Below are 25,369 nucleotides of genomic sequence, written 5' to 3'. Positions count from 1 at the left end.
GGTCTCAGCCCTTCTTCTTTTTCTTCGGCTTTTCGGCTTTCTTGACCGGCTTGGCGGTCCTGGCCCTTTCCGCTGCCTTTGAGGCCACTGGCTTCTTCGCCGCCAACTTGGCCAGTTGCCTCGTATAATCCTTGTGCAGCGCGCCGGCGCCCCAGCCCTTGCCCTTGTTTTGCTTCGACAGCGCATCCATGATCGCGACCAGATTGTCGTCGCGGATTCTTTCCAGTTCGCGGATCGAAAGGCCGTGCGCCTGGTCGTCCGACTGGGTGGCGATCAGGTCGACCAGTTCGTCGTTGAACTCGGGCACGTCCATCAGCTTGGTCCACGGCCATTTCAGGCACGGTCCGAACTGCGCCATGAAGTGGCGCATGCCGGCCTCGCCGCCGGCAACACGATAGACCTGGAACATGCCCATCTGCGCCCAGCGCAGGCCGAAGCCGTAGCGCATGATGTCGTCGAGTTCCTCGACCGTGCAGATGCCGTCCTTGATCAGCCACAGCGCCTCGCGCCAGGCCGCTTCGAGCAGGCGGTCGCCGACGAAAGCCTCGATCTCCTTGCGGATGACGACCGGCTTCATGCCGATAGAGGCATAAATCTCCTTGGCGACTTCGATGGCTTCGGGGAAGGTCTGGTCGCCGCCGACGATCTCGACCAGCGGCAGCAGATAGACCGGATTGAACGGATGGCCGACGACCAGCCGTTCCGGGTGCTTCTTCATCGCCACCTGCATGTCGGTCGGCTTGATCCCCGAGGTCGACGAACCGACGATGGCGTTTGCCGGCGCGTGGGTGTCGATCTCGGCCAGCACCTTATGCTTGAGGTCGAGCCGTTCCGGTACGCTTTCCTGGATGAAGTCGGCATCCGCCACCGCTTCGGCGATCGTCTTGGCGAAGATCAGCTTGCCCTCTTTCGGCAGGCCGCCCGGCATCATCTGCTTGTAGGCGCGGCGCGCGCCCTTCATCACTTCCGAGACCTTGCGCGAAGCTTCGGGATCAGGATCGAAGATCGACACGTCAATGCCGTTAAGCAACAGCCGCGCCACCCAGCCGGCGCCGATGACCCCGCCGCCAATGGCGGCCGCCTTGTTGATGATGCTCATTGAGAGGCTCCGGTTCTTGTCCTGGCGGTTTCGGGATCGGTGAGAGGCACGCGCTCGCCGGCGCGGATGACCGATGGGTCGTAGGCTTTGCGGGCGAAGACTTCGAGCACGAACGGCCGGAAGAAGTCGATCGGCAGCGTCTCATAGTCAGGGTCGAAGCTCGACTGGTCCCAGCGTTCGCAGAATTGGTCGCACTCGTCGAAATAGGCATGGCCGGCGAAGCGGTCGCGCGCATGGCGATTGCCGCCGAGATGGTGGGCGTAATAGAGGCGCTGGAAGTCGCCATGCTTCTCCACCACCCAGGTGCATTGCTCGCGCACGAAAGGTTTCAGGATCGAAGCGGCATATTCGTCATGATTGTAGGGCGCGTAGATGTCGCCGATATCGTGCAGCACGGCGCAGGCGATCCAGTCGATGTCGGCGCCGTCACGCCAGGCCCGCGTCGCCGCCTGCAGCGAATGGCCGAGCCGGGTGATCTTGTAGCCCGACAGGCCTTCGTCGAGCTGCACCAGCGCGTCGAGCAGCCGCTCGCCGGTCCTGGCCGCGTAGTCGATCTCGTGGGCGGTCAGGAACTCGTAGTCTTGCCTGTCGCCATCCTTCATGGCGGTGAATTTTACGGTAGCCATATCGACCCTCCTGCGAATTAGTCTTCTTGTTGTTTGAGCATGATATTATCCGAAAACCGGTTCCCACTTTTCGGGATCATGCTCACGCCGCGATCGGCGCTCGCTTGGTCAGATTGAGCTTCTTGCGCACTTCTTCCGGCCCCAGGATCCGGGCGCCGAGATTGGTGACGATCGAGGCGGCACGCTCGACCAATTGCGCATTGGTCGCCAGCACCCCCTTGTCGAGCCACAGATTGTCCTCGAGGCCGACGCGGACATTGCCGCCGGCGAGCACGGCGGCGGCAGCGTAGGCCATCTGGTTGCGGCCGATGGCGAAAGCCGACCAATTCCAGGTCGACGGCACGTTGTTGACCATCGCCATGAAGGTGTTGAGATCATCCGGCGCCCCCCACGGCACGCCCATGCAGAGCTGTACCAGCGCGTCCGGATCGAGCACCTTTTCCTCGACCAGTTGCTTGGCGAACCAGAGATGTCCGGTGTCGAAGGCCTCGATCTCGGGCTTGACGCCGAGCGCCGTCATCATGCCGCCCATGGCGCGCAGCATGCCGGGCGTGTTGGTCATGACATAGTCGGCCTCGGCGAAATTCATGGTGCCGCAGTCGAGCGTGCAGATTTCGGGCAGGCATTGGCGCACATGTTCCATGCGGTTGGTGGCGCCGCCCATGTCGGTCCCTTTTTCGTTGAGCGGCAGCGGCGCCTCGGGCGAGCCGAACACCATGTCGCCGCCCATGCCGGCGGTGAGGTTCAGGATGACGTCCACGTCCGCCGCGCGGATGCGCTCGGTCACTTCGCGGTAAAGATGCACGTCGCGCCTGGGCTTGCCGGTTTCGGGGTCGCGCACATGGCAGTGGACGATGGCAGCGCCGGCCTTGGCCGCGTCGATGGCCGAATCGGCGATCTGCTTGGGCGAGCGCGGTACGTGCGGTGAGCGATCCTGCGAGCCACCGGACCCGGTCACGGCACAGGTAATGAAGACCTCACGGTTCATCGCGAGCGGCATCGAAACTCTCCTCCCATTCGAAACAGCCCCTACCATCGCTCGACTTGATCAAGGCTGCTTTGCGTTTTACGAAGGTGACATGATCAAAAGCGAAAAGTCCGTCTTTCAGGCCGAACGTGAGACCCTCAAGGTAACGTTCCTGGTGTTTTCCGGCTCCTCGATCATGTGCGTCGCCTCCGCCGTCGACCCGCTGCGCGCCGCCAATCGCATTTCCGGCGAGACCCTGTTCGATTTCAAGCTGGTCTCGGTGACAGGCGAGGCGCCGGTCACCACCTGCGGCCTGCCGGTGGCCGTCAGCGGCCGTTTCGACGCCAATGAGACAACCGACGTTCTCGTCGTCGTCGCCGGTTTCGGTACCCAGAATTACGCGACGTCGGCTCTGCTTTCAGGTTTGCGTAGGGCAGCGCGTGCGGCCCGCGCGTGCGGCGGTGTCGAGGCCGGCACCTGGCTGGTAGCGCGCGCCGGCCTGCTGGAGGGCCGCAGCGCAACCACCCATTGGGAAGACATGGAGGATTTTTCGTCCGCTTTTCCCGGCGTTGATGTCCGGCCGGACCGCTATGTCATCGATGGGCCGGTGTTCACCTCGGGCGGCGCCTCGCCGACCTTCGACCTGATGCTGCACTTGATTCGCACGCGGCTCGGCATGGCGGTGGCGCTCGATGTCGCCAGCGTCTTCATCTACGACCAGGCGCGTGCCGCGACCGATGCCCAGCCGCTGGTCTCGCTCGGCCGGCTCGACGGCTACGATCCGCGCCTGGCCCACGCGATCCGCTTGATGGAAGCGCATGTCGACCAGCCACTGACCATCGACGCTGTGGCCAGGCGCGCCGGAGTGACGGCGCGGACCCTGGAAAGCATCTTTCGCAAGTCGATCGGCGAGACGCCGGGCGCCTACTATCTCAGGTTGCGCCTGGGTGCCGCGCGCCGGCTCGTGGTCGACACGCGGATCGCCATGGCGGATATCGCCGGGCGGACGGGGTTCTCGTCTGCGGCAGCCTTTTCGAGAGCCTTTTCGAGAGCTTTTGGCGAAGCCCCTGTCAGGCTTCGCCGAGGTTGAATCCAGCTGGCTCAGGCGGCGTTTTGCCGGTCGCTCCCGCCATCGATCTGTGAGCGCATCTGTCTGGCCAGATGGGTCTCGAAACGGCTGGCGACAGCACGATCCCATTCGTTGGACCGGCGCGCGCCATCCCTGGGATGCGGCATTGCCATCAGCCGGTCGATGATCGATCCGGCCTCGCCAGGTGAGAGCAGGGCGTCGATTTCACGTTCGTTCTGCATATCGGTTCGCCTCCTTCTTCCTCTCCCGCTACGAGCCATACCTATACGAGATTCGTGACGGCAGTTTGAAGGCAAGAGCGAGGTCATTGAGAGGCGGCAAGGGGCAAAACCTTGTCGTCGATTTCAGCTTGGCGCGAAAAAGGTTTCCGAGCGCCAAGCTTTCGAAATCGCATAGGGCGCCGGCTTGAATTGCCGACGGTCAGGCAGCGTCAGACGTAGCGGTTGACGATGTTTTCGAGCAGTTCCTGGCGGCCGGAGCGCGGCTGCGGCTCGATCTTCTTCTTCACCACGCGCTCGGCGATCTCTTCCAGTGTCCGCTTGCCCGACAGCATCGCCTTGGCCTCGGCGCTGTTCCAGCCGGCATAGCGCTCGGCGAGCGGACCCGACAGCGCCTTGTCCTCCATCATCTTCGCTGCCGCCTTGAGGCCGCGCGCGCAGGAATCCATGCCGCCGATGTGGCCGATCAGCAGGTCCTGCGGGTCGAGCGACTGGCGGCGCAGCTTGGCGTCGAAATTGGTGCCGCCGGTCTTGAAACCGCCGGCCTGGAGCACCTGGTAATACGCCAGCGCCATTTCCGGCACGTTGTTGGGGAACTGGTCGGTGTCCCAGCCCGACTGATAATCGTTGCGGTTCATATCGATCGAGCCGAAGACGCCGAGCGCGTTGGCCAGCGCCAGCTCGTGCTCGAAGGAGTGGCCGGCCAGGATGGCGTGGCCCTGCTCGATGTTGAGTTTGACCTCCTTCTCCAGGCCGAAACGCTTGAGGAAGCCGTAGACGGTCGCGACGTCGTAGTCATACTGGTGTTTTGTCGGCTCCTGCGGCTTCGGCTCGATCAGGATCGTGCCCTTGAAGCCGATCTTGTGCTTGTAGTCGACGACGAGATTCAGGAAACGGCCGGCCTGTTCCTGCTCGCGGGCAAGGTCGGTGTTGAGCAGCGTCTCATAGCCCTCGCGCCCGCCCCACAACACGTAGTTCTCGCCCTTCAGCCGCTTGGTGACGTCGATGCAGCTCTTCACCGTCGCCGCCGCATAGGCGAACACATCCGGATCGGGATTGGTCGCCGCGCCCGACATGAAGCGGCGGTTTGAGAACAGGTTCGCCGTGCCCCACAAAAGCTTGACGCCGGTCTGCTTCATCTTGCCGGCGAAATAATCGGCGATCTCATCCAGGCGGGCCGCACTTTCGGAGAAATCCTTGCCCTCTGGCCGCACATCGGCGTCGTGGAAGCAGAAATAGGGAGCGCCGAGTAGCGAGAACATTTCGAAGGCGACATCCGCCTTCAGCTTCGCCAATTCCATCGTGTCGACGCCGCCGGCCTTGGGAAACCAGGGACGGTCGAAGGTCTGGCCGCCGAACGGGTCGCCGCCCGGCCAGGCGAAGGAATGCCAGTAGGCGACGGCAAAGCGCAGATGGTCCTCCAGCCGCTTGCCGGCCACCACTTCGTCGGGATTGTAGAAACGGTAGGCTAGCGGATTGATCGAATCCGGTCCTTCATATTTGATTGTCTGGATGTCGCCGAAAAAGCCGCTGCTCATGGTTCTCTTCCTCTCCAAGATAAGTTTGCCCGATTACCTCAGGCGTAATTGGTTTCACGCCGGCGCTGGTCGAAAACGGTCCTGTCAAAACCGTCAAACCAAGGAGACAGACCATGACCGACCTCAACACGATCGCCCTGAACTACATCACCGCCTGGAACGAAAGCGATGCCGGCCGCCGGGCGGCCTTGCTCAAGGCTGCTTTCACCGAGGACGTCAGCTATCGCGATCCGCTCATGCAGGGCGACGGCCATGAAGGCGTCGCGGCGCTGATCGACGGTGTCCAGCAGCGCTTTGCCGGCTTCCGCTTCTCGCTGAAGGGCACGCCGGACGGCTTTGCCGACAGGATCCGCTTTTCGTGGAATCTTGGCCCGGAAGGTGTCCCTTCCGTCATCGAAGGCACGGATATCGGCGTCATCGAGAACGGTCGCCTGAAGAGCGTCACCGGGTTTTTGGACAAGGTTCCGGCGCAGTGAGGTTTTGCCGGCAAGTTGAGTGGCTCCGACTCTTACGGCAGTTGCTTGCCTAATCTGTAGAGGGGACCAATTGGCGAAGTCGGCGCCGCCCCTCATCGCCCTGCCGGGCACTTCTCCCCGTGTACTGACGGGGAGAAGGGGGCCGGCGGCAATCTCGACGCCTTTCCTGCGACGTTGGTGATTGGCGAAACCAGCAATGACAGCGTCCCTGTCCCCGTCTCTACACCGGGAGAGGACGCCGGCAGGCAGGTGAGGGGCAGCGCCAGCGCCCGCACGAGAGTAATGGGACAAGCGCCAACTCACGCGGTTACGGCCTTGATCGCCGGATAGAGCGCGCGGTAGCGGTGGTAGGCATCGGCGAAGGCGCCGCCAAGAGCTGCATCCGGCTCGATCGTGGCATCTGTCCTCGGCGCGGAGCACACGGCCAGCGGATCGGCGCCGGTCGCCGCGATCAGGCCCAGCCTGGCGGCACCGAAGGCAGCGCCGAAATCGCCGTCGGCGGGGATATCGACGGGCAATTGCAGCGCGGTTGCGATCGCCTTCAGCCAATAGCGCGAGCGCGAGCCGCCGCCGATCGCGGTCACGCGCGTCAAGGTCGTGCCGGCGGTTTTCAATGCTTCCAGGCTGTCGCGGAAGGCAAAGGCGACGCCTTCGAGCACGGCCTGTGTCAGCACGGCGCGGCCCGATTCATGCGCCAGGCCGGTGAACGAACCGCGAATGGCGGAATCATTGTGTGGCGTCCGCTCGCCCGAGAGATAGGGCAGGAAGGATACGCCGGTCGGCGCCTTCAGCGTCTCGCCGAGTTCGGATGTCAGTTCGCCCGCGCCCTTGCCCGTGATCTCCGACAGCCAGTTGAGGGAATCGGTTGCCGACAGGATGACGCCCATCTGATGCCAAGTGTTGGGCAGCGCATGGCAGAAGGTGTGCACCGCGCTGGCCGGGTTGGGCAGATAGGCGGCGTTGGCGGCAAACAGCACGCCCGATGTGCCGAGCGAGACAAAAGCGTGGCCGGCCCCCACCGTGCCCATGCCGCAGGCGGACGCCGCATTGTCGCCGGCGCCGCCAGCCACCGGGGTGCCCGCCGCGATTCCCCACCGCGACGCGAGTTCGGCGCGCAGGGCACCAGCCTTCGCGGTGCCTTCGACCAGCGCTGGCATATGGTTCTCGTGAAGCGATGTCGCGGCGAGCAGCTCCGCCGACCAGCGGCGCTTGCCGACATCGAGCCAGGATGTGCCGGCCGAATCCGACATTTCCGAAATGTGCTCGCCGGTCAACCAGAGCCGCAGGAAATCCTTGGGCAAAAGCACCTTTGCCACTTTGGCGAAGACAGCGGGCTCGTTGCTCTTCACCCAGGCGAGCTTGGGCGCGGTGAAGCCGGGAAAGACGATGTTGCCGGTGAGCGCGCGGAAGCGTGGATCGGCGTCCAGTGCCGCCGCCTCGACATGGCTGCGCGTATCGTTCCACAGAATGCAGGGGCGCAACACCTGATCGGCCGCATCGAGCAAGGTCGCGCCATGCATCTGGCCTGACAGGCCGATGCCCTTGATTGCCGCGAACTGCCCGGGATGTGCCGCCTTCAGTTCGGCGATCGCGTCTTCGCAGGCGCGTATCCAGTGCATGGGATCCTGTTCGGACCAGCCGGGATGAGGGCGAGAAACATCAAGCGTGCCATGGCCGGAGCCGATGACGCCCTGTCCGGCATCGATCAGCAGCGCCTTGACGCCCGATGTGCCCAGGTCGAGGCCGAGATACATGGTTTCCTCCCACGTTCTTATTTTTTTCGGAACCCGAAAAATATGTTGAGCCAGTTTTTAAGGCAAGATCCGCTCCGGGTCAATTCTCTGACAAATCGGCGGCGCGTCGCAAAAACAGCGCCGACAGCGGGCTGTCCGGGCGTGCAGTCGAACGCTCCGTCGTCAGCGCCCTGGCCAGCGCACCGTCGCCGACGCGCAGGGCGGCCTCTATCAGCGTCAGATCGATGACGTCGCGCTGCGCGTGGCTGCCGCCAAAGCGATGGGCGATGGCCCGGATCGGCCGGATCAGTCGGATGGTTTCGGCGTAGTTGCCCTCACCGAACGCCTTGATCGCAAGCGTCAGGGGATGACCGACATCCCGCGTGAAAGCGGCATTGTCGTCACCGCCCAGCATCGCCTCGCGCTGGGCTTCGAGCAATGTCCGGGCCGGAGCATCGAGCCCGGCGCCGACAAAGGCCATCATCGCATGGGCGTCGTTGAAGGCATAGTTGGAGCCACTGGCCTTGGGCACCCAATTGGCGGCCAGCGCCGTCCAGCGGTCGCCGACATCGACGCCGCCGAGATGAAGCCGCCACAGGATCGCCGATGCATCGACCATGTTGAGCGCCAGCGTCGATCTGGCGCCGTAGATCGGCCCGTCATAGAGCGCCAGCACCTCGCCGGTCTCGCCGAGATCGTAGTGGAACAGCGCCAGGTGCCACCAATTGTGGACCTGAAGGAAGCTTTCCTTGGTCCAGGCTTCGGGGTCGGTGCGCATCCAGGCGATGCCGTCCCTTTGCCGGCTTTGCATCTCCATCACATGCGCGACCGCATGTTGCGCCCACCCATCGCGCGGTTCGATTTCGACCGCCGTACGGCCGAGCCTTTCGGCCTGCGAATACTCAGCCATCTCTTCGAGCCCGAAGGCCTGCATGCCGAGGATCGCGTGGTAACCCGGCATGTCCGCCTGCCATGACGGCAGGGCGCGGGCGATGCGGTCGCGCAGCATGCGGGCGTTGCCGGTGAAGAAATCGACCTGGTGTCCGACCTGGAGCGCCACGGCGTCGAGCGGGAAATCGATCGCTATGTCCCGCAGAATGCCGGAGGCCTGATGCCAGTGTCCGTTGGCGAGGTTGCCGAGGGCAGAGACATGCGCCCGCTCGCGCGTTGTCGTTGCAAGCGGCAGCGCTGCCTCGTGGCAGGTCCTGGCCACGGCCGTCGCCTCCGGTTCGGTGGCAAGCCCGAAGAGGTAGCCCTTGAAGACATGCGCCATGACAAACCCGGGGTCCTGCGCGATGGCGCGATCGACGGATTTCACGGGATCGCCAATGAAGCACTGCAATTCGCGCACGGCCTGGCCGTAGGGCGCGAATCCCGCTTCCGTCGCGCCCGAAAATGCCAGGCCAAATGCGTCCCTGATGGCCATGCGAGAGTTCCCTGGTCGAGGCCCGATGGACATGATGCCCTCGGTCCAGCGTCATCTTAAAGCATAGGCCAAAGCTACGCCATTTCACGAGTCGCGCCGCGGCTCCAGGTCGAGCTCATTCGAGTTCGGCGGCGCTATCGTCGGCAAGGTGACGGACAAGGTCAGCATCTTCGCCACCGGCGACTACACCACCAACCTCGGCGGCGACGAACGCCGCATCCTCGCGGGCAATCTGGGCTTCAGCGTTAAACGATGAGGCCCTCCGGCCTCACCTGCGTCAGGACATCAATTGCCGGAACGCATCGCCACCGTGGCGATGCCGGCGCCGACCAGGAGCGTGCCGCCGGTGCGATTGAAGATGCGGATCGCCTTGGGATTGCGCACCACGTCGCGGGCGCGTGCCGCGATCAGCGCGTAACCGAAGGCGTTGGCGAAAGCGAGCGCCAGGAAAGTCGTCTCGAAAATCAACATCTGCATCCAGAAATCGGCATGCCGGTCGAGAAATTGCGGCAGGAAGGCGACGAAGAAGGTGATGCTCTTCGGGTTGAGCGCCGTGACCAGCCAGGCATGTGTCATCATCTTGGCCGACGACACCGCGTCGGTGCGTGGTTCGGCCTTCAGCGTACCGCCGGCGCGGAACAGTTTCACCCCGAGATAAATCAGATAGCCGGCGCCGATCAGTTTCAGGATAGTGAAAACAACAGCCGAAGCCGCAAGCAGCGCGCCGATGCCCAGCATCGACAAGGTCATGGCGGTGAAGTCGCCGAGCGCCACGCCGACTGCCATCGGCAAAGCGGTGCGCCAGCCCTGGCCCAGCGCATAGGAGACGACCAGAAGGATTGTCGGGCCCGGGATGATGAGGAGGATGGTGGACGCGGCAGCGAAGGCGGCCCAGTTTTCGAAGGACATGCTCGTCTCCTTTGAGCTCAAGGAAGAGGATAAATCCTTGGCTCCCGAAGAATGTAAAGGGTCGAATCCTTGTTTTCGCGTATTGCGGCCGGACAACCCGCACGACCCTTACGGGACTGCGACGTGAATTGCGCCAGCGGCAGCTAGGCATCAGTTCGCGCCGCCCAGCATGCTCACGATATCGGCCAGGCTGACATTGGCCCGAGAACCGTGGCGGCCGCGACAATGGCGGCGCCAAAAAGCTTGATGGCGGTTTTCAACGTCCTGCACATGTTTAATGGCGGCCGCGCGGGAGGGCGGAGCGGCGCCTCGGCAAGGCGCAAACGCAAGCAGCGCAAGGCATTCACGCTTTATCAACCATGAATGATGAAAATGCCTGCTATCCGGCCGGACCGTGCTTCCCGCCGACAGCCTAGGGTTTGGGTATATGCGTGAGTTGCCACAAGGTCCGACGCCGCCACGAAACGGCGACGCAGTCGAAGCCGATCTTCTTCTCTCCCGCCGCGCCGTCCTGTCCGGGGCGGGCGCTTTGGCATTGCTCGGCGTTGCCGGCTGCTCGACCTCGGGTGGTGGCGATCTGCCGGCGCTCCAGCTCGACGATACGGTCACCGGTTCGGTGCGGCCGATCCGGCCCTCGATCAGCGTCGACAAGAACATCACCAGCCCCGATGTCATGTATGCCTCCTTGACGGATAACGGCTTCAACGTGCCCGAGGTGCCCTATCTCAAGGTCAAGCCGGAGTTTCGCCGCCAGATCGTCGTCGATACGACCGGCGAGGCGCCCGGCACCATCGTCGTGCATCTCAAGGAACGCATGCTCTATCTTGTCCAGCCGGGTGGCGACGCCATCCGCTACGGCGTCGGCATCGGCAAGGATGGGTTCCGCTGGTCCGGCCGCGCCAACATCCAGTACGGCAGGGAGTGGCCGACCTGGACGCCGCCGCCCGAAATGATCCAGCGCAAGCCGGAACTGGTGAAGTGGCAGGGCGGCCAGCCCGGCGGCCTGACCAATCCGCTCGGGGCGCGTGCGCTCTACATCTACCAGGACGGCAAGGATACCGGCTACCGCATCCATGGCTCTCCGGAATGGTGGAGCATCGGCCAGGCGATGTCGTCGGGCTGCGTGCGCCTGATCAACCAGGACATCATCGACCTCTACAGCAGGGTCTCGAAGAAAAACCCGGTCGTCGTCATGTGATCGTCCAGCCCTCCGTTTCTCCCGTTGCGCGATGCGGCAAGACAGGCCAAGGTGACCTGAAAACCATCGCCTAGAGCCGGATGGTTTCAGGTCCGTTCGACCTGAAATCCGAATCCGTCTCTTTCGGCGTCATGCTCTAGGGAGACATCAAGCATGGCCGGAACTTTCGTCATCGCGCAGGGCGGCGGCCCGACCGCCGTCATCAACCAGACGGTCGTGGGCGCCGCGCTGGAGATCCGCGGGCGCCATCCCGGCGCCAAGGTGCTGGGCTCCCTGCACGGCGTGCGCGGCATCCGTGACGGGAACTATGTCGACCTCTCCGCCATCCCGGAGGACCGGCTGCGGCTGATCGCCGGAACGCCGAGCGCCGCCCTCGGGTCGACGCGCGACAAGCCGGATGCCGCCTATTGCGAGGTCATCCTGAAGGGCCTGCGGAAGGCGGGCGCCGACGCCTTCATCTATATCGGCGGCAACGACACCTCGGGCACGCAGCAGATCCTGACCGATGCCGCCGGCGGCAAGATCGCTTTCGTCCATGCGCCGAAGACCATCGACAATGATCTCGAGGAAAACGACCATACGCCCGGCTTCATGTCCGCGGCCGAATTCGTCGCTGGCGCCTTCCTGTCCGTCGATCTCGATTTCCGCGCGCTTCCCGGCATCTATGTCGGCATCGTCATGGGCCGCCATGCCGGCTTCCTGACCGCGGCGTCGGCGGCCTGGCAGCTCGATTCCGACAGCGGCCCGCATCTGGTCTACGTCCCGGAGCGGCCGTTCTCCGCCGCCGGTTTCATCGACGACGTGCGCGCCACGCTCGACCGCCACAAGCGCTGCATCGTCGCCGTGTCGGAAGGCGTCAGCACCGCCGACGGCAAGGCGCTGGTCGAAAGCCTGGTGCCGGCGGACAAGCTCGAGCGCGATCAGCACGGCAACGTCAAACTCTCGGGCAGCGACCTGCCGGCGGCGCTCGAACGGGCATTGGCCGAGGGGCTGCCGGGCAAGCGTGCCCGCGTCGATGCGCTCGGCTACATGCCGCGCGGCTACGTCGGCTCCATCAGCGCGGTCGATGCGCAGGAGGCCTTCGATGCCGGCGCCTTCGCCGTCACTGTGGCCGAACAGGGTGGCGGCTCGGTGGCGCTGCAATATGATGGCAGCAAGATAGTGCTGAAGAAGGTGCCGCTGAAGAACGTCGCCGGCAAGACCCGCCACATGCCCGACGATTTCATGAAGCCCGACGCCAACCAACTGTCCGAGGCCGGCATGGCCTATCTCAAGCGGCTGGTGCCGGAAAAATACAAGGTCGGAAAGCCGTTCGTCTGATGCCGGCTTCGCTGATGCCCGGCTCACACTTGATGCCCGGCTCACACCTGATGGATAACTGGTTCTCCAAGCGCATCGTCGACGACAGGACGACGATGCTGACCGAACCGTTCGTGCACGACTATGTGCGCGCCAATATCTGGCATTTCACCGGCCGCGACGCCGACCTTCTGGTCGACACCGGGATGGGCATCTGTCCGCTTGCGCCGGAGATAAGGACGCCTGAAGGCAAGCCGCTTCTGGTCGTCGCCACCCATATCCACCTCGACCATGTCGGCTCGCTGCACGAATTTCCGCTGCGGGCTGGGCCAAGGATGAGCGCGGCGCAATTCGAGAGCATGGATGAGGCCGCGACTTACGCTTACATGTTCCACGATCTAGAGGGCGCCGTTTCGAAATTGCCGGCGCCTGGCTGGAAGTCGGCCGACTATGCGATAGCGCCGGCGCCGTTGACGCGCATGCTGGACGAAGGCGACGTGGTCGATCTCGGCGACCGGCAATTTCGGGTGCTGCATCTCCCCGGACATTCGCCGGATTCGATCGCGCTGTTCGATGAGGCCAACGGTCTGTTGTTCAGCGGCGACGCTATCTATGATGACACGCTGATCGACGACTTGCCGGATTCCGACCGGGAGGCCTATGGCAACACGATGCGCCGGCTGCTCGACCTGCCGATCCGCATCGGCCTTGGCGGCCACGGCCCGAGCTTCGACGGCGCACGCATGCGCGAAATCGCGTCGGCCTATCTGCGGTCCGTAAGCGCACTCTGAATTAAATCTTCGTAAGGTTGGGCTAAAACCCTAAATCGCGCAGATCGGCGCCCTAGATAGTTGTGGTCGATCCGGCCGGCCGCCATGCGTGGCGAGGCAGGCAACCCAGGCCGTCGACACGCTGATGGGCACTTCTCACAGGAAGACCCGCGGCGCGGATCAACCCCTCGCCCGGACAGAACGACCATGTCAAACCTGAGCATTCTTGGTAGGCATCGCGTCGCCGCCCTGCTGGGCGCCGCGCTGCTGGTTTCTCCCTTTGTCGTCTCATTCGCCGACAGCGCGAACGGCGTCGGCACGGGCAACACGGTTGCAACGACGCAGACCCCCGTTGCCGGGACCACGGCCCCGAGCGGTTCGTTGGCGCCGATCGTGGCCACAACCAAGCCGGCCGTCGTGACCGTGACCACGGTCATGAAGGGACAGCCCGAGGTAATGAACGAAGCGTCGCCCTTCGATGGCACCTCGCCCTTCGATGACTACTTCCGCCAATACTTCGGCGATCAGGGCATGCCCGCTCCCAAGACGCCTCCGCAACAGCGGTCGCCGCGAGCCGAAGCGCTCGGTTCGGGCTTCATCGTCGGTGCCGACGGCACCATCGTCACCAACAACCATGTCGTCGACGGCGCTTCCTCGATAAAGGTCACGCTCGACGACGGCACGGAGCTCCCGGCCAAGCTGGTCGGTCACGATGCCAAGAACGACCTCGCCGTGCTGAAGATCAACGCCGGCAAGTCGCTGCCAACCGTGAAATGGGGCGACTCCGACAAGCTCATGACAGGTGATCAGGTGCTGGCGATCGGCAATCCGTTCGGCATCGGCACCACGGTAACGGCCGGTATCGTCTCGGCGCGGGGCCGCGACCTGCATAGCGGGCCGTTCGACGATTTCATCCAGATCGACGCGCCGATCAATCACGGCAATTCCGGCGGCCCGCTGGTGGACGTCAATGGGAGCGTCGTCGGCATCAACACGGCGATCTATTCGCCCAATGGCGGCAGCGTCGGTGTCGGTTTCGCCATTCCGTCGGACCAGGCTGAGAGGGTGGTCGCCAAGCTGATGAAGGGCGGCAACATCGAATACGGCTATCTCGGCGTCGAGATCCAGCCCGTCACCCCGGATGTGGCAGGCGCCATCGGACTGGATCATCCCGGCGGAGCCTTGGTCTCGCAGGTCAATGACGGCTCGCCCGCGGCCAAGGCCGGCGTCGAGACCGGTGACGTCATCACCGGCTTCGCCGGACAGGACGTCAAGGATCCCAAGGACCTGTCACGAGCCGTCGCCGACGTTGCGCCGGGTGCCAAGGAGAGACTGGATGTCTGGCGCAAGGGCAAGGCCATGCAGATCTCGGTGGAGGTCGGGCGCAACAGCGACGACGCGAAAACGGCCTCGACGGATGACTCCAGCGCGCCGGGCACCGAGCAGGGTTCCCGCGTGCCGGCCGTTGGCCTAGGCTTGATGGATATCACGCCGGACATCCGCCAGCAGATGAACCTCCCCGAGAACGAGCACGGTGCGGTGGTTGCGAGCGTCAATCCCGACAAGCCGGCGGCGACTGCTGGCATCCAGCCGGGCGATGTCATCGTCGCCGTCAACCAGGCTCCTGTGAAGAGTGCGAAGCAGGTGACCCAAGCCATTGCCCAAGCCGGCAAATCCGGACGCAAATCGGTGCTGCTTCTGGTGGAGCGTGGCGACACCCAGATCTATGTCGCCGTGCCGTTCGCCAATGGCTGACACATGAACAGCGGCTTGGCGGGCTTGTGGACGAGCCCGCCAAGCTGGGTTCTATCTGTTACAACTTGCGCAGCGCCACTTCCTCGATCAGATGGTCGGCGCCCTTGCGCAGGATCAAGTCGGCACGGGCGCGCGTCGGCAAGATGTTTTCGCGCAGGTTCTTCAGGTTGATGTTGGTCCACAGGCCCTCGGCGATCGCCTTGGCCGCATCCTCCGACAGCTGCGAATAGCGGTGGAAGAAGGAGTCCGGATCGCGGAAGGCGGTCTCGCGCAGCCGCATGAAGCGGGAAATATACCAATTGTGGATCAGCTTCTCGTCGGCGTCGATGTAAATGGCGAAGTCGAAAAAGTCCGACAGGAAGGGCACGATCTTGCCGTCCTGTGGCAGCTTGCCCGGCTGCAGCACGTTGATGCCTTCGAAGATCAGGATGTCGGGCCTGTCGATGGTGACGAACTCGCCGGGGATGACGTCATAGGTGAGGTGCGAATAGACCGGCGCGCGGACATCGGGCAACGCCGACTTGATGCCCGAGAGGAAACGCAGCAGCGCGCCGACATCGTAGCTGTCGGGGAAACCCTTGCGCTCCATCAGGTTTTCGCGGCGCAGCACCTCGTTGGGCAGCAGAAAGCCGTCCGTGGTGATGAGGTCGACCTTGGGGCTCGACGGCCATCGCGCCAGAAGTTCCTTCAGCACGCGCGCCGTGGTCGATTTGCCGACCGCGACAGAACCGGCAATGCCGATGATGAACGGCGTCTTGGCCACGTCGACGGCGTTGAAGAAGGCCTGGCGCTGCCGGAACAGAAGCTGGCTCGCCTCGACATGCGCCGACAAAAGCCGCGACAAGGACAGATAGATGCGCTTGACCTCTTCGAGGTCGACCGGGTCGTTGAGCGAACGCAGGCGGCGGAACTCGTCCTCACTCAGCGTCAGCGGTGTATCGGCGCGGAACCGCGACCATTGCTCGGCCGAGAAGAAGCGAAACGGAGAATATTTCTCGGTTGGCGCGAGCTGATCCATCGAGATACCTGCCCTTCCTCCCGATCAGCCCTTGGGCCGCGACGCCTTCTCGGCGATGCCCGAACGCCCGGTACGGGCTTCGAGCTCCTTGAGCACGTCGTTCAACGGAACACCCGAGATGCCGAGAACGACAAGCCAATGATATATAAGATCGGCACTTTCGGAAACGAGACCCTGTTTGTCGCCCTTCACGGCGGCGATCACGGTCTCGACCGCCTCCTCGCCGAGCTTCTGCGCCGCATTGTCGATGCCCCGGGCGTAAAGCTTGGCCGTCCACGAATCCGGATCGCCGGAATGGGCGCGGTGGCTGACGATTTTTTCCAGGTCGGAAAGCGAAAACTCGGCCATGTCGGTCTATCTTCTTGTTTAAGCCGGATTTTTCCCGAAGTCGGCTTCGGAAGCATGCTCTAGGACCTGTTGCCCAGCGAGTCCAGCCGCATCGGCAGGCCGGCCCCGGCCATATGCGCCTTGGCTTCGGCGATGGTGTAGGTGCCGAAATGGAAGATGGAGGCCGCCAGCACAGCCCCCGCATGGCCGTCGCGAATGCCTTCGACCATGTGGTCGAGCGTGCCGACGCCACCCGATGCGATGACCGGCGCGCGCACCGCGTCCGACACCGCGCGGGTCAGCGCGATGTCGTAGCCGGCCTTGGTGCCGTCGCGGTCCATCGAGGTCAACAGGATCTCGCCGGCACCACGATGGACCATTTTCCGCGCGAATTCCACGGCGTCGATGCCGGTCTTCTCCCGCCCGCCATGGGTGAAGATCTCCCAGCGGTCGGCCTCGCCGGGACCGGAGACTTTCTTGGCGTCGATGGCGACGACGATGCATTGGTTCCCGAACTTGTCGGCGGCTTCGGCGACGAAATCAGGGTTCTTCACCGCCGCCGTGTTGATCGACACCTTGTCGGCCCCGGCCAACAGCAATTTTCGGATGTCGGCCACCTGGCGCACACCGCCGCCGACGGTCAGCGGCATGAAGCATTGTTCCGCGGTGCGGGCGATGACGTCGAAGATGGTCTCGCGATTGTCCGACGAAGCGGTGATGTCGAGAAAGCAAAGCTCGTCGGCGCCGGCGGCATCATAGGCCTTGGCTGCCTCCACCGGATCGCCGGCGTCGATGAGGTCGACGAAATTGACGCCCTTGACGACACGGCCGTCCTTAACGTCGAGGCAAGGGATGACGCGGGCTTTCAGCATCAGCGGCCCTCTATCGTGGCAAGCAGATCGTTGAGCAGCTGCCCGACCAGCGGCGGCACATCGGCCTGGGCATCGAAGGCTGGATCGTAAGCGGAAACGGTAATGCCGACGACCGGCACCGCAAGCGCCATGGCGCAGGCCGCGTCGCGCAGTTGCTCCGGGTTCGGCCCGCCTGATGTGACGTAGCGATTGGCCTGCAGCGCCTTGGGATCATGCACGTCGAGATCGAGATGCATGTGCACGCTGTTGGCGCTGGCGGCCTTCAGTTTTTCCGTCGCTTGCGCCACGCCGGGACATTCCATCCGGATGACGGGCAATGTTTCGAGTAGTTTTTCCTCCGCCGGATCGAGATCACGGGCGTTGAGGAGCACGCAGCGCGCGGGATCGATCGGCCTGAAGCCGGGAATGGCCGCCGCCATCGGACGCCAGCACAGGCCGAGCACCGTCGACAGCGCCATGCCGTCGAGAAAGCCGTAGACGGACGTCTCGGGCGTGTTGAGGTCACCGTGCTGGTCGGCCCAGATGATGGCGTCGGCGCCTTCGCCGGCGACGGCGCCGGCCGATGTCAGGCAGTTTCCGGCCAGCACGATGGGAAACCGCCCCCTGTCGCGGGCCATGCGGACCTCGCCCGAGACGGCGTTGCAGACGGCAAAACCCGTGGCGATCTCGCGCTCCTGGCCGTCGCCGACCCTGCCGATATCCTCGACCATGACGTCATGGCCGGCAAGGGTCAGGGCATCGACGAGCCCGCCCGATATCAGCGCGTCGGGCCCCTGGCCCATGCCGCCATGATAGTGGCCGCTGTCATAGGAGGCCAGGATGAGCGAAACTTTCATGACCGCGGCTCCATCGCCGGCCGGCCGCGCAGGATCGCCAGCGCCTCCGCGGGATCGATGCGGCCGTCATAGAGGGCGCGGCCCGAGATCGCGCCTTCGAGTTTTTGCGCGTCGGGCATGGTCATGCGCACGATGTCGGCGATCGAAGCCAGCCCGCCCGAGGCGATGACCGGGATCGACACCGCGTCGGCGAGGTCGATGGTGGCGTCCCAGTTGATGCCGGTCAGCACGCCGTCGCGGTCGATGTCGGTGTAGATGATGGCAGCGACGCCGGCGCCTTCGAATTTCCTCGCCAGTTCGATGACGCCGAGGCTCGAGGCTTCCGCCCAGCCTTCGACCGCTACCTTGCCGCCCTTGGCGTCGATGCCGACCGCGACCTTGCCCGGAAACGCCTTGCAGGCCTGCCTGACCAGATCGGGATCGCGCACCGCCACCGTGCCGAGGATGACGCGGGCCAGTCCACGGTCGAGCCAGTCCTCGATCTGCTCCAGCGTGCGAATGCCGCCGCCGAGCTGCACCGGGCTCTTGGTCGCCTTCAGGATGGCTCCGACCGCGGCGCTGTTGACGCTCTGGCCCCGGAAGGCGCCGTTCAAGTCGACGACATGCAGCCACTCGAAACCCTGCTCTTCAAAGGCTTTTGCCTGCGCGGTGGGGTCATCATTGTAGATCGTCGCGGTCGCCATATCGCCGTGCTTCAGCCGCACGCATTGGCCGTCCTTGAGGTCGATGGCTGGAAACAGGATCACTCAGGCACCCTCGATGATCGCGAAATGTCCGCTCGAAGCCGCCAGTCTGTTCTGCAACGCTGTCTGGTAGGCTGGGGATCGATAGCAGCTGAGCGCGGTTTCATAAGAGTCGAACTCGACCACCACCTGCCTGTCAAATTCCGACCCTTCGGGATTGGTCACTTGTCCGCCGCGCACGAGATAGCGGCCTCCGAAAGACGAGACCGCATCGCCGATAGCGTCGCGGTAGCGCTGATACCCTTCCGGGTCTGTCACCGTCAGCATCACCAGCCAGTAGCCCTTCTTGCTCATGGTTCAGGGCCTCCAGCGCAGGAAATTGGTGATCAGCGCCAGGCCCAGCGCTTGGCTCTTCTCAGGATGGAACTGCGTGCCGGCGAGATTGTCACGGGCGACCGTGGCCGTCACCGGACCCCCATAGTCGGCGACCGCAAGGACCTCGTCCGGCTTTCTTGCGTCGAGATGGTAGGAGTGGACGAAATAGGCATGCAGTCCCGTCTCGCCGGTCGGAATGCCGGAGAACAATGGGTGCTTATGCCTCAATTCGATCGTGTTCCAGCCGATCTGCGGGATCTTCAGCGCCGAATCGGAAGGCGTGATCTCCTTGACGTCGCCCGATATCCAGCCGAACCCGTTGGTGACGGTCTTTTCGAGGCCGCGCTCGGACATCAGCTGCATGCCGACGCAAATTCCCAGGAAAGGCCGGCCCTTGGCGATGGCGACGTCCTCGACCGCCTCCCACATGCCTTCCACGGCACGCAGGCCGGCCGCGCAATCGGCGTAAGCGCCGACGCCGGGCAGGACGATGCGGTCCGCGGTGCGCACCCGGTCGGCATCGGCAGTCAGGTCGATCTCGGCCGCGATGCCGGCCTCGCGCGCGGCGCGCTCGAAGGCCTTGGTGGCCGAGCGCAGATTGCCCGAGCCGTAATCGATGATCGCAACCCGCATCTCAGCGCCGCCCCGGAATGTGGGTCAGCCCCAGCGCCATGCCCGGCTGCGCAGGGCGCGCCAAAGCGGCATCTGGAACGATGCGCGGCACGGGTGCTGCTTCGTCCGAAAGCCCTTCGACCTCAAGGGCATAGCGCATGTCGGCGTCGCTGAGCCAGCCGGCCTCGACGACGCCCCACTCATGCCAGCCGCGGCGGCGCAGCGCCGCGATGCGCAAGCCCTGGCCTTCCAGCCCGACGTAGAGCGAGACGAGCAGCGACAAAAGCGAGCCGCCAACACCAAGGCCAAGTCTCTGGCCAAGCATCGAGAGCACGCCCATGACGACAAAGGCGAGCGCCGCTTCGACCCACAGCCGGTGACAGGCAAGCCACAGCGGCGGCACCAGCAGGCCGAGCCAGGTGAAGCCGTCGCGGACGAAGGTCGTCGTGTCGACTTTCTCGCTGCGGCCAGGTGGCTCCATCACGACATAGGCGGTCATGAGGCTATCCCTTCAAAGAACCCTTGGTGGAGGGAACCGCGTCAGGCTGGCGCGGATCGCGCTCCAGCGCGGCGCGCAACGCGCGAGCCACCGCCTTGAAGCAGGTCTCGGCGATATGATGGTTGTTTGCGCCGTAATGGTTGGTGACATGCAGCGTGATGCCGGCGTTCTGCGCCAGCGCCTGGAAGAATTCGCGCACCAGTTCGGTGTCGAAGGTGCCGATCTTGGGCGACGAGAACGAGACGTTCCAGACCAGGAAGGGGCGGCCCGACACGTCGATCGCCGCGCGCGTCAGCGTCTCGTCCATGGCAAGGTCGATCGAGGCGTAGCGCATGATGCCGCGCCGCTCGCCCAGGGCCTTGGTCAGGGCCTGGCCGAGCGCGATGCCGGTGTCCTCGACCGTGTGGTGGTCGTCTATATGCAGGTCGCCCGTCGCCCTGACGGTCATGTCGATCAGGGAATGGCGGGAAAGCTGGTCCAGCATATGGTCGAAGAAGCCGACGCCGGTGGCGATGTCCGATTTGCCGGAGCCGTCGACATGGATCGACACGGAGATGTCGGTTTCCCCGGTCTTGCGGCTTGCATCGGCGGAACGAGGCGCCATCACTCTATCCTTGTGCCAGTGGGTCAGATCGTGACCGGTTCACGGGTCTCAAGCGCTCGCTGGCTTGAAAACGAGAGCCTTCTAGCAGCATGATCCGGCGATTGCCAGTTGCGATCCCGGCCGCTATCGAGCCGTTTGCAATCATTGGCCCCATGCATACATATGGCCGATCAAAGTCACTCGTACCGCGCCAAATCGCCTTTTGAAGGGATGGTGCGAATCGGAGCCAAGAAATGTCCAATGATTTGACCATGCACGCCACGACCATCGTGACCGTGCGCAAGGGCAACAAGGTGGTGATCGCCGGCGACGGCCAGGTCAGCCTGGGCCAGACCATCATGAAGGGCAATGCCCGCAAAGTGCGCCGCATCGGCAAGGGCGGCAATGTGATTGCCGGTTTCGCGGGCGCCACCGCCGACGCCTTCACGCTGCTGGAACGCCTCGAAGCCAAGCTCGAACAATATCCCGACCAACTGACGCGCGCCTGCGTCGAGCTCGCCAAGGACTGGCGCACCGACCGCTATCTGCGCCGGCTGGAGGCGATGATGCTGGTCGCCGACAAGTCGGTCTCGCTGGCGCTGACCGGCAATGGCGATGTGCTGGAACCCGAACATGGCGTCATGGCCATCGGTTCGGGCGGCAATTACGCGCTGGCCGCGGCGCGCGCGCTGATGGACACCGACAAGGATGCCGAGGAGATCGCCCGCAAGGCGATGCAGATCGCGTCCGACATCTGCGTCTACACCAACAACAATTTTGTCGTCGAAACGCTCGATGCCGCCTGAACCAGACCATGACCCCGCAAAGTGGGAACCGGTTTTCGGAAAAGATCATGGTCAAACAAGAAAGTAGCTACGATTTTCGGCCGGTGACCAAAAAGGACCTGCCGATGATCGCCGGCTGGCTCGCCCAGCCGCATGTCGCGGAGTGGTGGGACGATCCCGAGACGGAAATCGCCGAGATTGCCGATCACATAGACTCGATCTCCGTCGAGCCGCTGATCGTCGAGCTCGACGGAAAGCCGATCGCCTATCTGCAGAGCTATGACCCGCATATGGAAGACGGCCATCCCTATGCCGATCAGCCGTTCGGCACGCTGGGCATCGATGTCTCGATCGGCCGGCCGGAACTGATCGGCATCGGCCATGGCTCGGCCATCGTGCGTCAGTTCGTCGAAGACCTGTTCGAGGAAGGCGTGCCGCGTGTCGTCATCGATCCCGACCCCGCCAATCTCAGGGCCATCCGCGCCTATGAAAAGGCGGGTTTCCGGGCCATTGATCGCAGGCAGTCGATCTATGGCGACGTCGTGCTGATGGCGATCGATGCCGAAGACGCGCAAGAGGGGTAATCCAGGGCATGGTCACATCCAACGAGGACAAGGGCCTTTCGGCCTACGAGGACAGCTGGCGGATGGGGCTGCTGATCGTCGCCGGCCTGCTCGTCGGCCAGGCTCTCACCCTCTACCTGATGGGCCATCCGCCGATCTGCACCTGCGGCTATGTCAAGCTGTGGCATGGCGTGGTCAACAGTTCGGAGAATTCCCAGCACATTTCCGACTGGTACACCTTCTCGCACATCATCCACGGCTTCCTGTTCTATGCGCTGGCCCGGTTCCTGTTCCCGCGCTCGCCGATCGGCTTGCGGCTGGCATTCGCCGTCCTCGTCGAGGGTGGCTGGGAGATCCTCGAAAACAGCCCGTTCATCATCGAGCGCTACCGCGCCGGCACCATTTCGCTCGATTATTACGGCGACTCGATCATCAATTCGGTGTCCGACACACTCGCCATGGTGCTGGGATTTGTGATGGCGCGAAGGTTACCTATATGGGTGATCATCAGCCTCGCCATCCTCTTCGAACTGGGTACCGGCTACCTCATCCGGGACAATCTTACACTCAACGTGATCATGCTGCTGCATCCGTTCGAGGCCATCAAGCAGTGGCAAAGTGGAATTTAGTGATATGAGCACATTTTCTCCCCGCGAAATCGTTTCGGAACTCGACCGCTTCATCATCGGCCAGAAGGACGCCAAGCGCGCCGTGGCCATCGCCTTGCGCAACCGCTGGCGCCGCCAGCAGTTGGAGGGCCAGATGCGCGAAGAGGTGATGCCGAAGAATATCCTGATGATCGGCCCGACCGGCGTCGGCAAGACCGAGATCTCGCGCCGCCTGGCGCGGCTGGCCGGCGCGCCGTTCGTCAAGGTCGAGGCGACCAAGTTCACCGAGGTCGGCTATGTCGGCCGCGACGTCGAACAGATCATCCGCGACCTGGTCGAGATCGCCATCGGGCTGGTTCGCGAAAAGATGCGCGAGGACGTGAAGGCACGCGCCCATGTCAACGCCGAGGAGCGCGTTTTGGAAGCGCTGGTCGGCAAGACGGCGAGCCCGGCGACGCGCGATAGTTTCCGCAAGAAGTTGCGCGACGGCGAACTCGACGACAAGGAAATTGAAATCGAGGTGGCCGACACCGGCAATGGCGGCATGCCCGGCTTCGAAATTCCCGGCATGCCGGGCGCCAATATCGGCGTGCTCAACATCAACGACATGCTGTCGAAGGCAATGGGCGGCAAGAAGACCAAGCTGCGCAAGACGACGGTGAAGGAGTCCTACGACCTGCTGGTCAGCGACGAATCCGACAAGCTGCTCGACCAGGACGAGGTGGTGCGCCGGGCGTTGGACGCCGCGGAAAATGACGGCATCGTCTTCCTCGACGAGATCGACAAGATTGCCGCCAGGTCGGACATCTCGGGCGGCCCGTCGCGGGAAGGCGTGCAGCGCGACCTGCTGCCGCTGGTCGAGGGCACTACGGTGGCGACCAAATACGGGCCGTTGAAGACGGACCATATCCTGTTCATCGCCTCGGGCGCGTTTCACGTCTCGAAGCCGTCAGACCTGTTGCCGGAATTGCAGGGCCGCCTGCCGATCCGCGTCGAACTGCGTGCGCTGGAGAAGGACGACTTCGTCCGCATCCTGACCGAGACCGAGGCCAGCCTGATCAAACAGTATATCGCGCTGATGAAGACCGAAGGCGTCGAGCTGACTTTCACCGACGATGCCATCAATTCGCTGGCCGGCGTCGCCGTCGACCTCAATGCCAGCATCGAGAACATTGGCGCGCGGCGGCTGCAGACGGTGATGGAGCGGGTACTGGACGAGATCTCCTACGATGCGCCGGACCGCAACGGCACGGCCGTCACCATCGATGCCGCCTATGTCCAGAAGCATGTCGGAGACCTCTCCAGAAACACCGATCTGTCGCGGTTCATCCTCTGAACGAAGACGCCGGAGCAGTCCGGCGCGGCATCAAGTAACAACTCCGGCAGGAGCCATGTGTGGCCAGATGGTACCATCTGGCCACCTTTCGTCTCGCCGGATGAAGAGGCGCTCTCGACTCGACTAGGTGCTTTACCTAGTTTGCGCGGCAATTCTCTAGGCGGCGGCGCATGAAAAAACTCATCCTGGTCATTCTCGGCTTTACGCTGGCTGCGACGCTGTTCGCCGCCGACGCGGCGACATTGGTGCCGCCGGGCAACCGCAATGCCGAGCAACCTGATATTCCCGGCGCCTCCAGCCGCCGCACCCAGGCGACCAGCACCACCTTCCAGGCGAAATATCGCAAGGTCTATGCCTTGCTGCAGAACGACGCCGATCTGCGCGCCAAGATCAAGAAGGCGGCGAGCGCCTATGGCATTGACCCGATGCACATCGTCGGCGCGATCGTCGGCGAGCACACCTACAATGTCGACGCCTATGACCGGCTGCAGACCTACTATGTCAAGGCGATCTCCTACCTCTCGAGCAAGCTCTCCTTCGCCTATGATGGCGAGGACATCACTGATTTCGTGCAGCGGCCGGAATTCAGAAAATGCGCCGCGATTTCGGACAGCTACGATCTGTGGGAATGCCGCGAACAGGTTTGGAACCGCTCGTTTCGCGGCAAGACCGTCGGCGGCGAGGATTTCCCCGACAACCGTTTCGGCGCCACCTTCTTCCAGCCCTACTATGCCGGCCAGACCTTCGGCCTCGGCCAGCTCAACCCTCTGACCGCCCTGCAGATGAGCGACCTCGTGCACAAGGTGTCGGGCCTGCCGAAGCTCGATGTCTCCGATCCCAACTCGGTCTACAAGACCATCATGGATCCGGACCTGACGCTTCCTTACGTCGCCGCGACGATCAGGAAGTCGATCGACGCCTATAAGAGCATCGCCGGCTTCGACATTTCTGGCAATCCGGGACTGACCGCCACGCTCTACAACGTCGGCAATCCGGAACAGCGCGCCTATGCGCTGAAGGAGGAAAACGAAAAACGCCGCGCCACCGGCGAACCGGAGAAGCTGCCGGAAGAGAATTATTACGGCTGGCTGGTCAACGACAAGCTGGACGAGTTGAGGGCGCTGTTCTAGGCGTGAGAGGATACGCTCGACGATTTCGCCAATCGGTA

Annotated in this window: 28 protein-coding genes; 11 read left to right on the top strand and 17 right to left on the bottom strand. The window is 63.6% G+C overall.

The window, feature by feature from the left end; genetic code table 11:
- Window positions 1–4: 4 nt before the first annotated feature.
- The 3 genes from X739_RS159835 to X739_RS159845 all read right to left on the bottom strand — a co-directional run bounded on the left by X739_RS159835 (window position 5) and on the right by X739_RS159845 (window position 2,725).
- Complete coding sequence (locus tag X739_RS159835) at window positions 5–1,099, bottom strand: carnitine 3-dehydrogenase (protein WP_023793241.1); 1,095 nt, start codon at window positions 1,097–1,099, stop codon at window positions 5–7.
- A complete protein-coding gene (locus X739_RS159840; RefSeq protein ID WP_023772123.1) occupies window positions 1,096–1,725 on the bottom strand; it encodes an HD domain-containing protein in 630 nt (209 codons plus the stop codon). The genes X739_RS159835 and X739_RS159840 overlap by 4 nt, the downstream gene beginning before the upstream one ends.
- Before the next feature lie 82 nt (window positions 1,726–1,807).
- Window positions 1,808–2,725 (bottom strand): 3-keto-5-aminohexanoate cleavage protein, encoded by a 918-nt coding sequence (locus tag X739_RS159845; RefSeq protein WP_023772124.1) that lies wholly within the window; start codon window positions 2,723–2,725, stop codon window positions 1,808–1,810.
- Between the two features lie 79 nt (window positions 2,726–2,804).
- Here X739_RS159845 and X739_RS159850 point away from each other — a divergent pair, with 79 nt between their 5' ends.
- On the top strand, window positions 2,805–3,782 hold the full coding sequence (locus X739_RS159850) for a GlxA family transcriptional regulator (protein ID WP_023793238.1): 978 nt from the start codon (window positions 2,805–2,807) through the stop codon (window positions 3,780–3,782).
- Between the two features lie 11 nt (window positions 3,783–3,793).
- Here the strand turns inward: X739_RS159850 and X739_RS159855 are convergent, their stop codons facing one another.
- Window positions 3,794–4,003: a hypothetical protein gene (locus X739_RS159855; RefSeq protein WP_015314600.1), complete on the bottom strand. Its 210-nt coding sequence runs from the start codon at window positions 4,001–4,003 to the stop codon at window positions 3,794–3,796.
- 209 nt (window positions 4,004–4,212) lie between these two features.
- Window positions 4,213–5,538, bottom strand: coding sequence for a xylose isomerase (gene xylA, locus X739_RS159860; protein WP_023781909.1), 1,326 nt, complete (start codon window positions 5,536–5,538; stop codon window positions 4,213–4,215).
- A 113-nt stretch (window positions 5,539–5,651) separates the two neighbouring features.
- On the opposite strand from xylA, the gene X739_RS159865 reads away from it, so the two are divergent.
- Window positions 5,652–6,014: a nuclear transport factor 2 family protein gene (locus X739_RS159865; protein ID WP_023772128.1), complete on the top strand. Its 363-nt coding sequence runs from the start codon at window positions 5,652–5,654 to the stop codon at window positions 6,012–6,014.
- A gap of 299 nt (window positions 6,015–6,313) precedes the next feature.
- On the opposite strand, the gene xylB is transcribed toward X739_RS159865, so the two are convergent.
- The 3 genes from xylB to X739_RS159880 all read right to left on the bottom strand — a co-directional run bounded on the left by xylB (window position 6,314) and on the right by X739_RS159880 (window position 10,082).
- Window positions 6,314–7,768 (bottom strand): xylulokinase, encoded by a 1,455-nt coding sequence (gene xylB, locus X739_RS159870; protein ID WP_023772129.1) that lies wholly within the window; start codon window positions 7,766–7,768, stop codon window positions 6,314–6,316.
- 79 nt (window positions 7,769–7,847) lie between these two features.
- Window positions 7,848–9,173: a tetratricopeptide repeat protein gene (locus X739_RS159875; protein WP_023793234.1), complete on the bottom strand. Its 1,326-nt coding sequence runs from the start codon at window positions 9,171–9,173 to the stop codon at window positions 7,848–7,850.
- A gap of 285 nt (window positions 9,174–9,458) precedes the next feature.
- Window positions 9,459–10,082 carry a LysE family translocator gene (locus X739_RS159880; RefSeq protein ID WP_023772132.1) on the bottom strand — a complete coding sequence of 208 codons (624 nt, stop codon included), beginning with the start codon at window positions 10,080–10,082 and terminating at the stop codon, window positions 9,459–9,461.
- A gap of 427 nt (window positions 10,083–10,509) precedes the next feature.
- Here X739_RS159880 and X739_RS159885 point away from each other — a divergent pair, with 427 nt between their 5' ends.
- The 4 genes from X739_RS159885 to X739_RS159900 all read left to right on the top strand — a co-directional run bounded on the left by X739_RS159885 (window position 10,510) and on the right by X739_RS159900 (window position 15,104).
- Window positions 10,510–11,280 carry a L,D-transpeptidase gene (locus tag X739_RS159885; protein ID WP_023772134.1) on the top strand — a complete coding sequence of 257 codons (771 nt, stop codon included), beginning with the start codon at window positions 10,510–10,512 and terminating at the stop codon, window positions 11,278–11,280.
- Window positions 11,281–11,433: 153 nt separating this feature from the next.
- Window positions 11,434–12,600: a diphosphate--fructose-6-phosphate 1-phosphotransferase gene (locus tag X739_RS159890; RefSeq protein ID WP_023781905.1), complete on the top strand. Its 1,167-nt coding sequence runs from the start codon at window positions 11,434–11,436 to the stop codon at window positions 12,598–12,600.
- A 50-nt stretch (window positions 12,601–12,650) separates the two neighbouring features.
- Complete coding sequence (locus X739_RS159895; RefSeq protein WP_031251954.1) at window positions 12,651–13,370, top strand: MBL fold metallo-hydrolase; 720 nt, start codon at window positions 12,651–12,653, stop codon at window positions 13,368–13,370.
- A gap of 186 nt (window positions 13,371–13,556) precedes the next feature.
- Window positions 13,557–15,104, top strand: a complete 1,548-nt coding sequence (locus X739_RS159900) for a DegQ family serine endoprotease (RefSeq protein WP_023772138.1) — start codon at window positions 13,557–13,559, stop codon at window positions 15,102–15,104.
- A gap of 58 nt (window positions 15,105–15,162) precedes the next feature.
- Here the strand turns inward: X739_RS159900 and coaA are convergent, their stop codons facing one another.
- The 9 genes from coaA to hisB are packed head-to-tail and all read right to left on the bottom strand — an operon-like array spanning window position 15,163 to window position 20,930.
- A complete protein-coding gene (gene coaA, locus X739_RS159905; RefSeq protein ID WP_023772139.1) occupies window positions 15,163–16,122 on the bottom strand; it encodes a type I pantothenate kinase in 960 nt (319 codons plus the stop codon).
- A gap of 24 nt (window positions 16,123–16,146) precedes the next feature.
- Window positions 16,147–16,470: a phosphoribosyl-ATP diphosphatase gene (locus tag X739_RS159910; protein WP_023793227.1), complete on the bottom strand. Its 324-nt coding sequence runs from the start codon at window positions 16,468–16,470 to the stop codon at window positions 16,147–16,149.
- 59 nt (window positions 16,471–16,529) lie between these two features.
- On the bottom strand, window positions 16,530–17,321 hold the full coding sequence (gene hisF, locus X739_RS159915; RefSeq protein WP_031251953.1) for an imidazole glycerol phosphate synthase subunit HisF: 792 nt from the start codon (window positions 17,319–17,321) through the stop codon (window positions 16,530–16,532).
- The gene (locus X739_RS159920; protein WP_023793223.1) at window positions 17,321–18,157 is read right to left on the bottom strand and encodes an arginase family protein; all 837 of its coding nucleotides are present in this window, start codon (window positions 18,155–18,157) and stop codon (window positions 17,321–17,323) included. Before X739_RS159920 ends, hisF begins: the two co-directional genes overlap by 1 nt.
- Window positions 18,154–18,903 (bottom strand): 1-(5-phosphoribosyl)-5-[(5-phosphoribosylamino)methylideneamino]imidazole-4-carboxamide isomerase, encoded by a 750-nt coding sequence (gene hisA / locus X739_RS159925; RefSeq protein ID WP_023793221.1) that lies wholly within the window; start codon window positions 18,901–18,903, stop codon window positions 18,154–18,156. Before hisA ends, X739_RS159920 begins: the two co-directional genes overlap by 4 nt.
- The gene (locus tag X739_RS159930) at window positions 18,904–19,194 is read right to left on the bottom strand and encodes a DUF1330 domain-containing protein (protein WP_023793218.1); all 291 of its coding nucleotides are present in this window, start codon (window positions 19,192–19,194) and stop codon (window positions 18,904–18,906) included.
- A 3-nt stretch (window positions 19,195–19,197) separates the two neighbouring features.
- Window positions 19,198–19,848 (bottom strand): imidazole glycerol phosphate synthase subunit HisH, encoded by a 651-nt coding sequence (gene hisH, locus X739_RS159935; RefSeq protein WP_023793216.1) that lies wholly within the window; start codon window positions 19,846–19,848, stop codon window positions 19,198–19,200.
- Between the two features lies 1 nt (window position 19,849).
- Window positions 19,850–20,326 carry a DUF2628 domain-containing protein gene (locus X739_RS159940; protein ID WP_023793214.1) on the bottom strand — a complete coding sequence of 159 codons (477 nt, stop codon included), beginning with the start codon at window positions 20,324–20,326 and terminating at the stop codon, window positions 19,850–19,852.
- A gap of 4 nt (window positions 20,327–20,330) precedes the next feature.
- Window positions 20,331–20,930, bottom strand: a complete 600-nt coding sequence (hisB, locus tag X739_RS159945; RefSeq protein WP_023793212.1) for an imidazoleglycerol-phosphate dehydratase HisB — start codon at window positions 20,928–20,930, stop codon at window positions 20,331–20,333.
- A gap of 233 nt (window positions 20,931–21,163) precedes the next feature.
- Here hisB and hslV point away from each other — a divergent pair, with 233 nt between their 5' ends.
- The 5 genes from hslV (at window position 21,164) to X739_RS159970 (ending at window position 25,331) form a co-directional block, all read left to right on the top strand.
- On the top strand, window positions 21,164–21,715 hold the full coding sequence (gene hslV / locus X739_RS159950; RefSeq protein ID WP_023772148.1) for an ATP-dependent protease subunit HslV: 552 nt from the start codon (window positions 21,164–21,166) through the stop codon (window positions 21,713–21,715).
- Between the two features lie 47 nt (window positions 21,716–21,762).
- The gene (locus X739_RS159955; RefSeq protein WP_023781893.1) at window positions 21,763–22,278 is read left to right on the top strand and encodes a GNAT family N-acetyltransferase; all 516 of its coding nucleotides are present in this window, start codon (window positions 21,763–21,765) and stop codon (window positions 22,276–22,278) included.
- Window positions 22,279–22,286: 8 nt separating this feature from the next.
- Window positions 22,287–22,886 carry a DUF2585 domain-containing protein gene (locus tag X739_RS159960; RefSeq protein WP_023772150.1) on the top strand — a complete coding sequence of 200 codons (600 nt, stop codon included), beginning with the start codon at window positions 22,287–22,289 and terminating at the stop codon, window positions 22,884–22,886.
- Between the two features lie 4 nt (window positions 22,887–22,890).
- A complete protein-coding gene (gene hslU, locus X739_RS159965) occupies window positions 22,891–24,201 on the top strand; it encodes an ATP-dependent protease ATPase subunit HslU (protein WP_023793208.1) in 1,311 nt (436 codons plus the stop codon).
- A 170-nt stretch (window positions 24,202–24,371) separates the two neighbouring features.
- On the top strand, window positions 24,372–25,331 hold the full coding sequence (locus tag X739_RS159970) for a DUF1402 family protein (RefSeq protein WP_023793206.1): 960 nt from the start codon (window positions 24,372–24,374) through the stop codon (window positions 25,329–25,331).
- Window positions 25,332–25,369: the final 38 nt, after the last annotated feature.

Origin of the sequence: Mesorhizobium sp. LNHC209A00 (assembly GCF_000502915.1) — a bacterium.
Classification (GTDB): Bacteria; Pseudomonadota; Alphaproteobacteria; order Rhizobiales; family Rhizobiaceae; genus Mesorhizobium.
The sequence above is the reverse complement of the archived record's forward strand: the minus strand, read 5'-3'. Positions and strand labels throughout refer to the sequence as shown.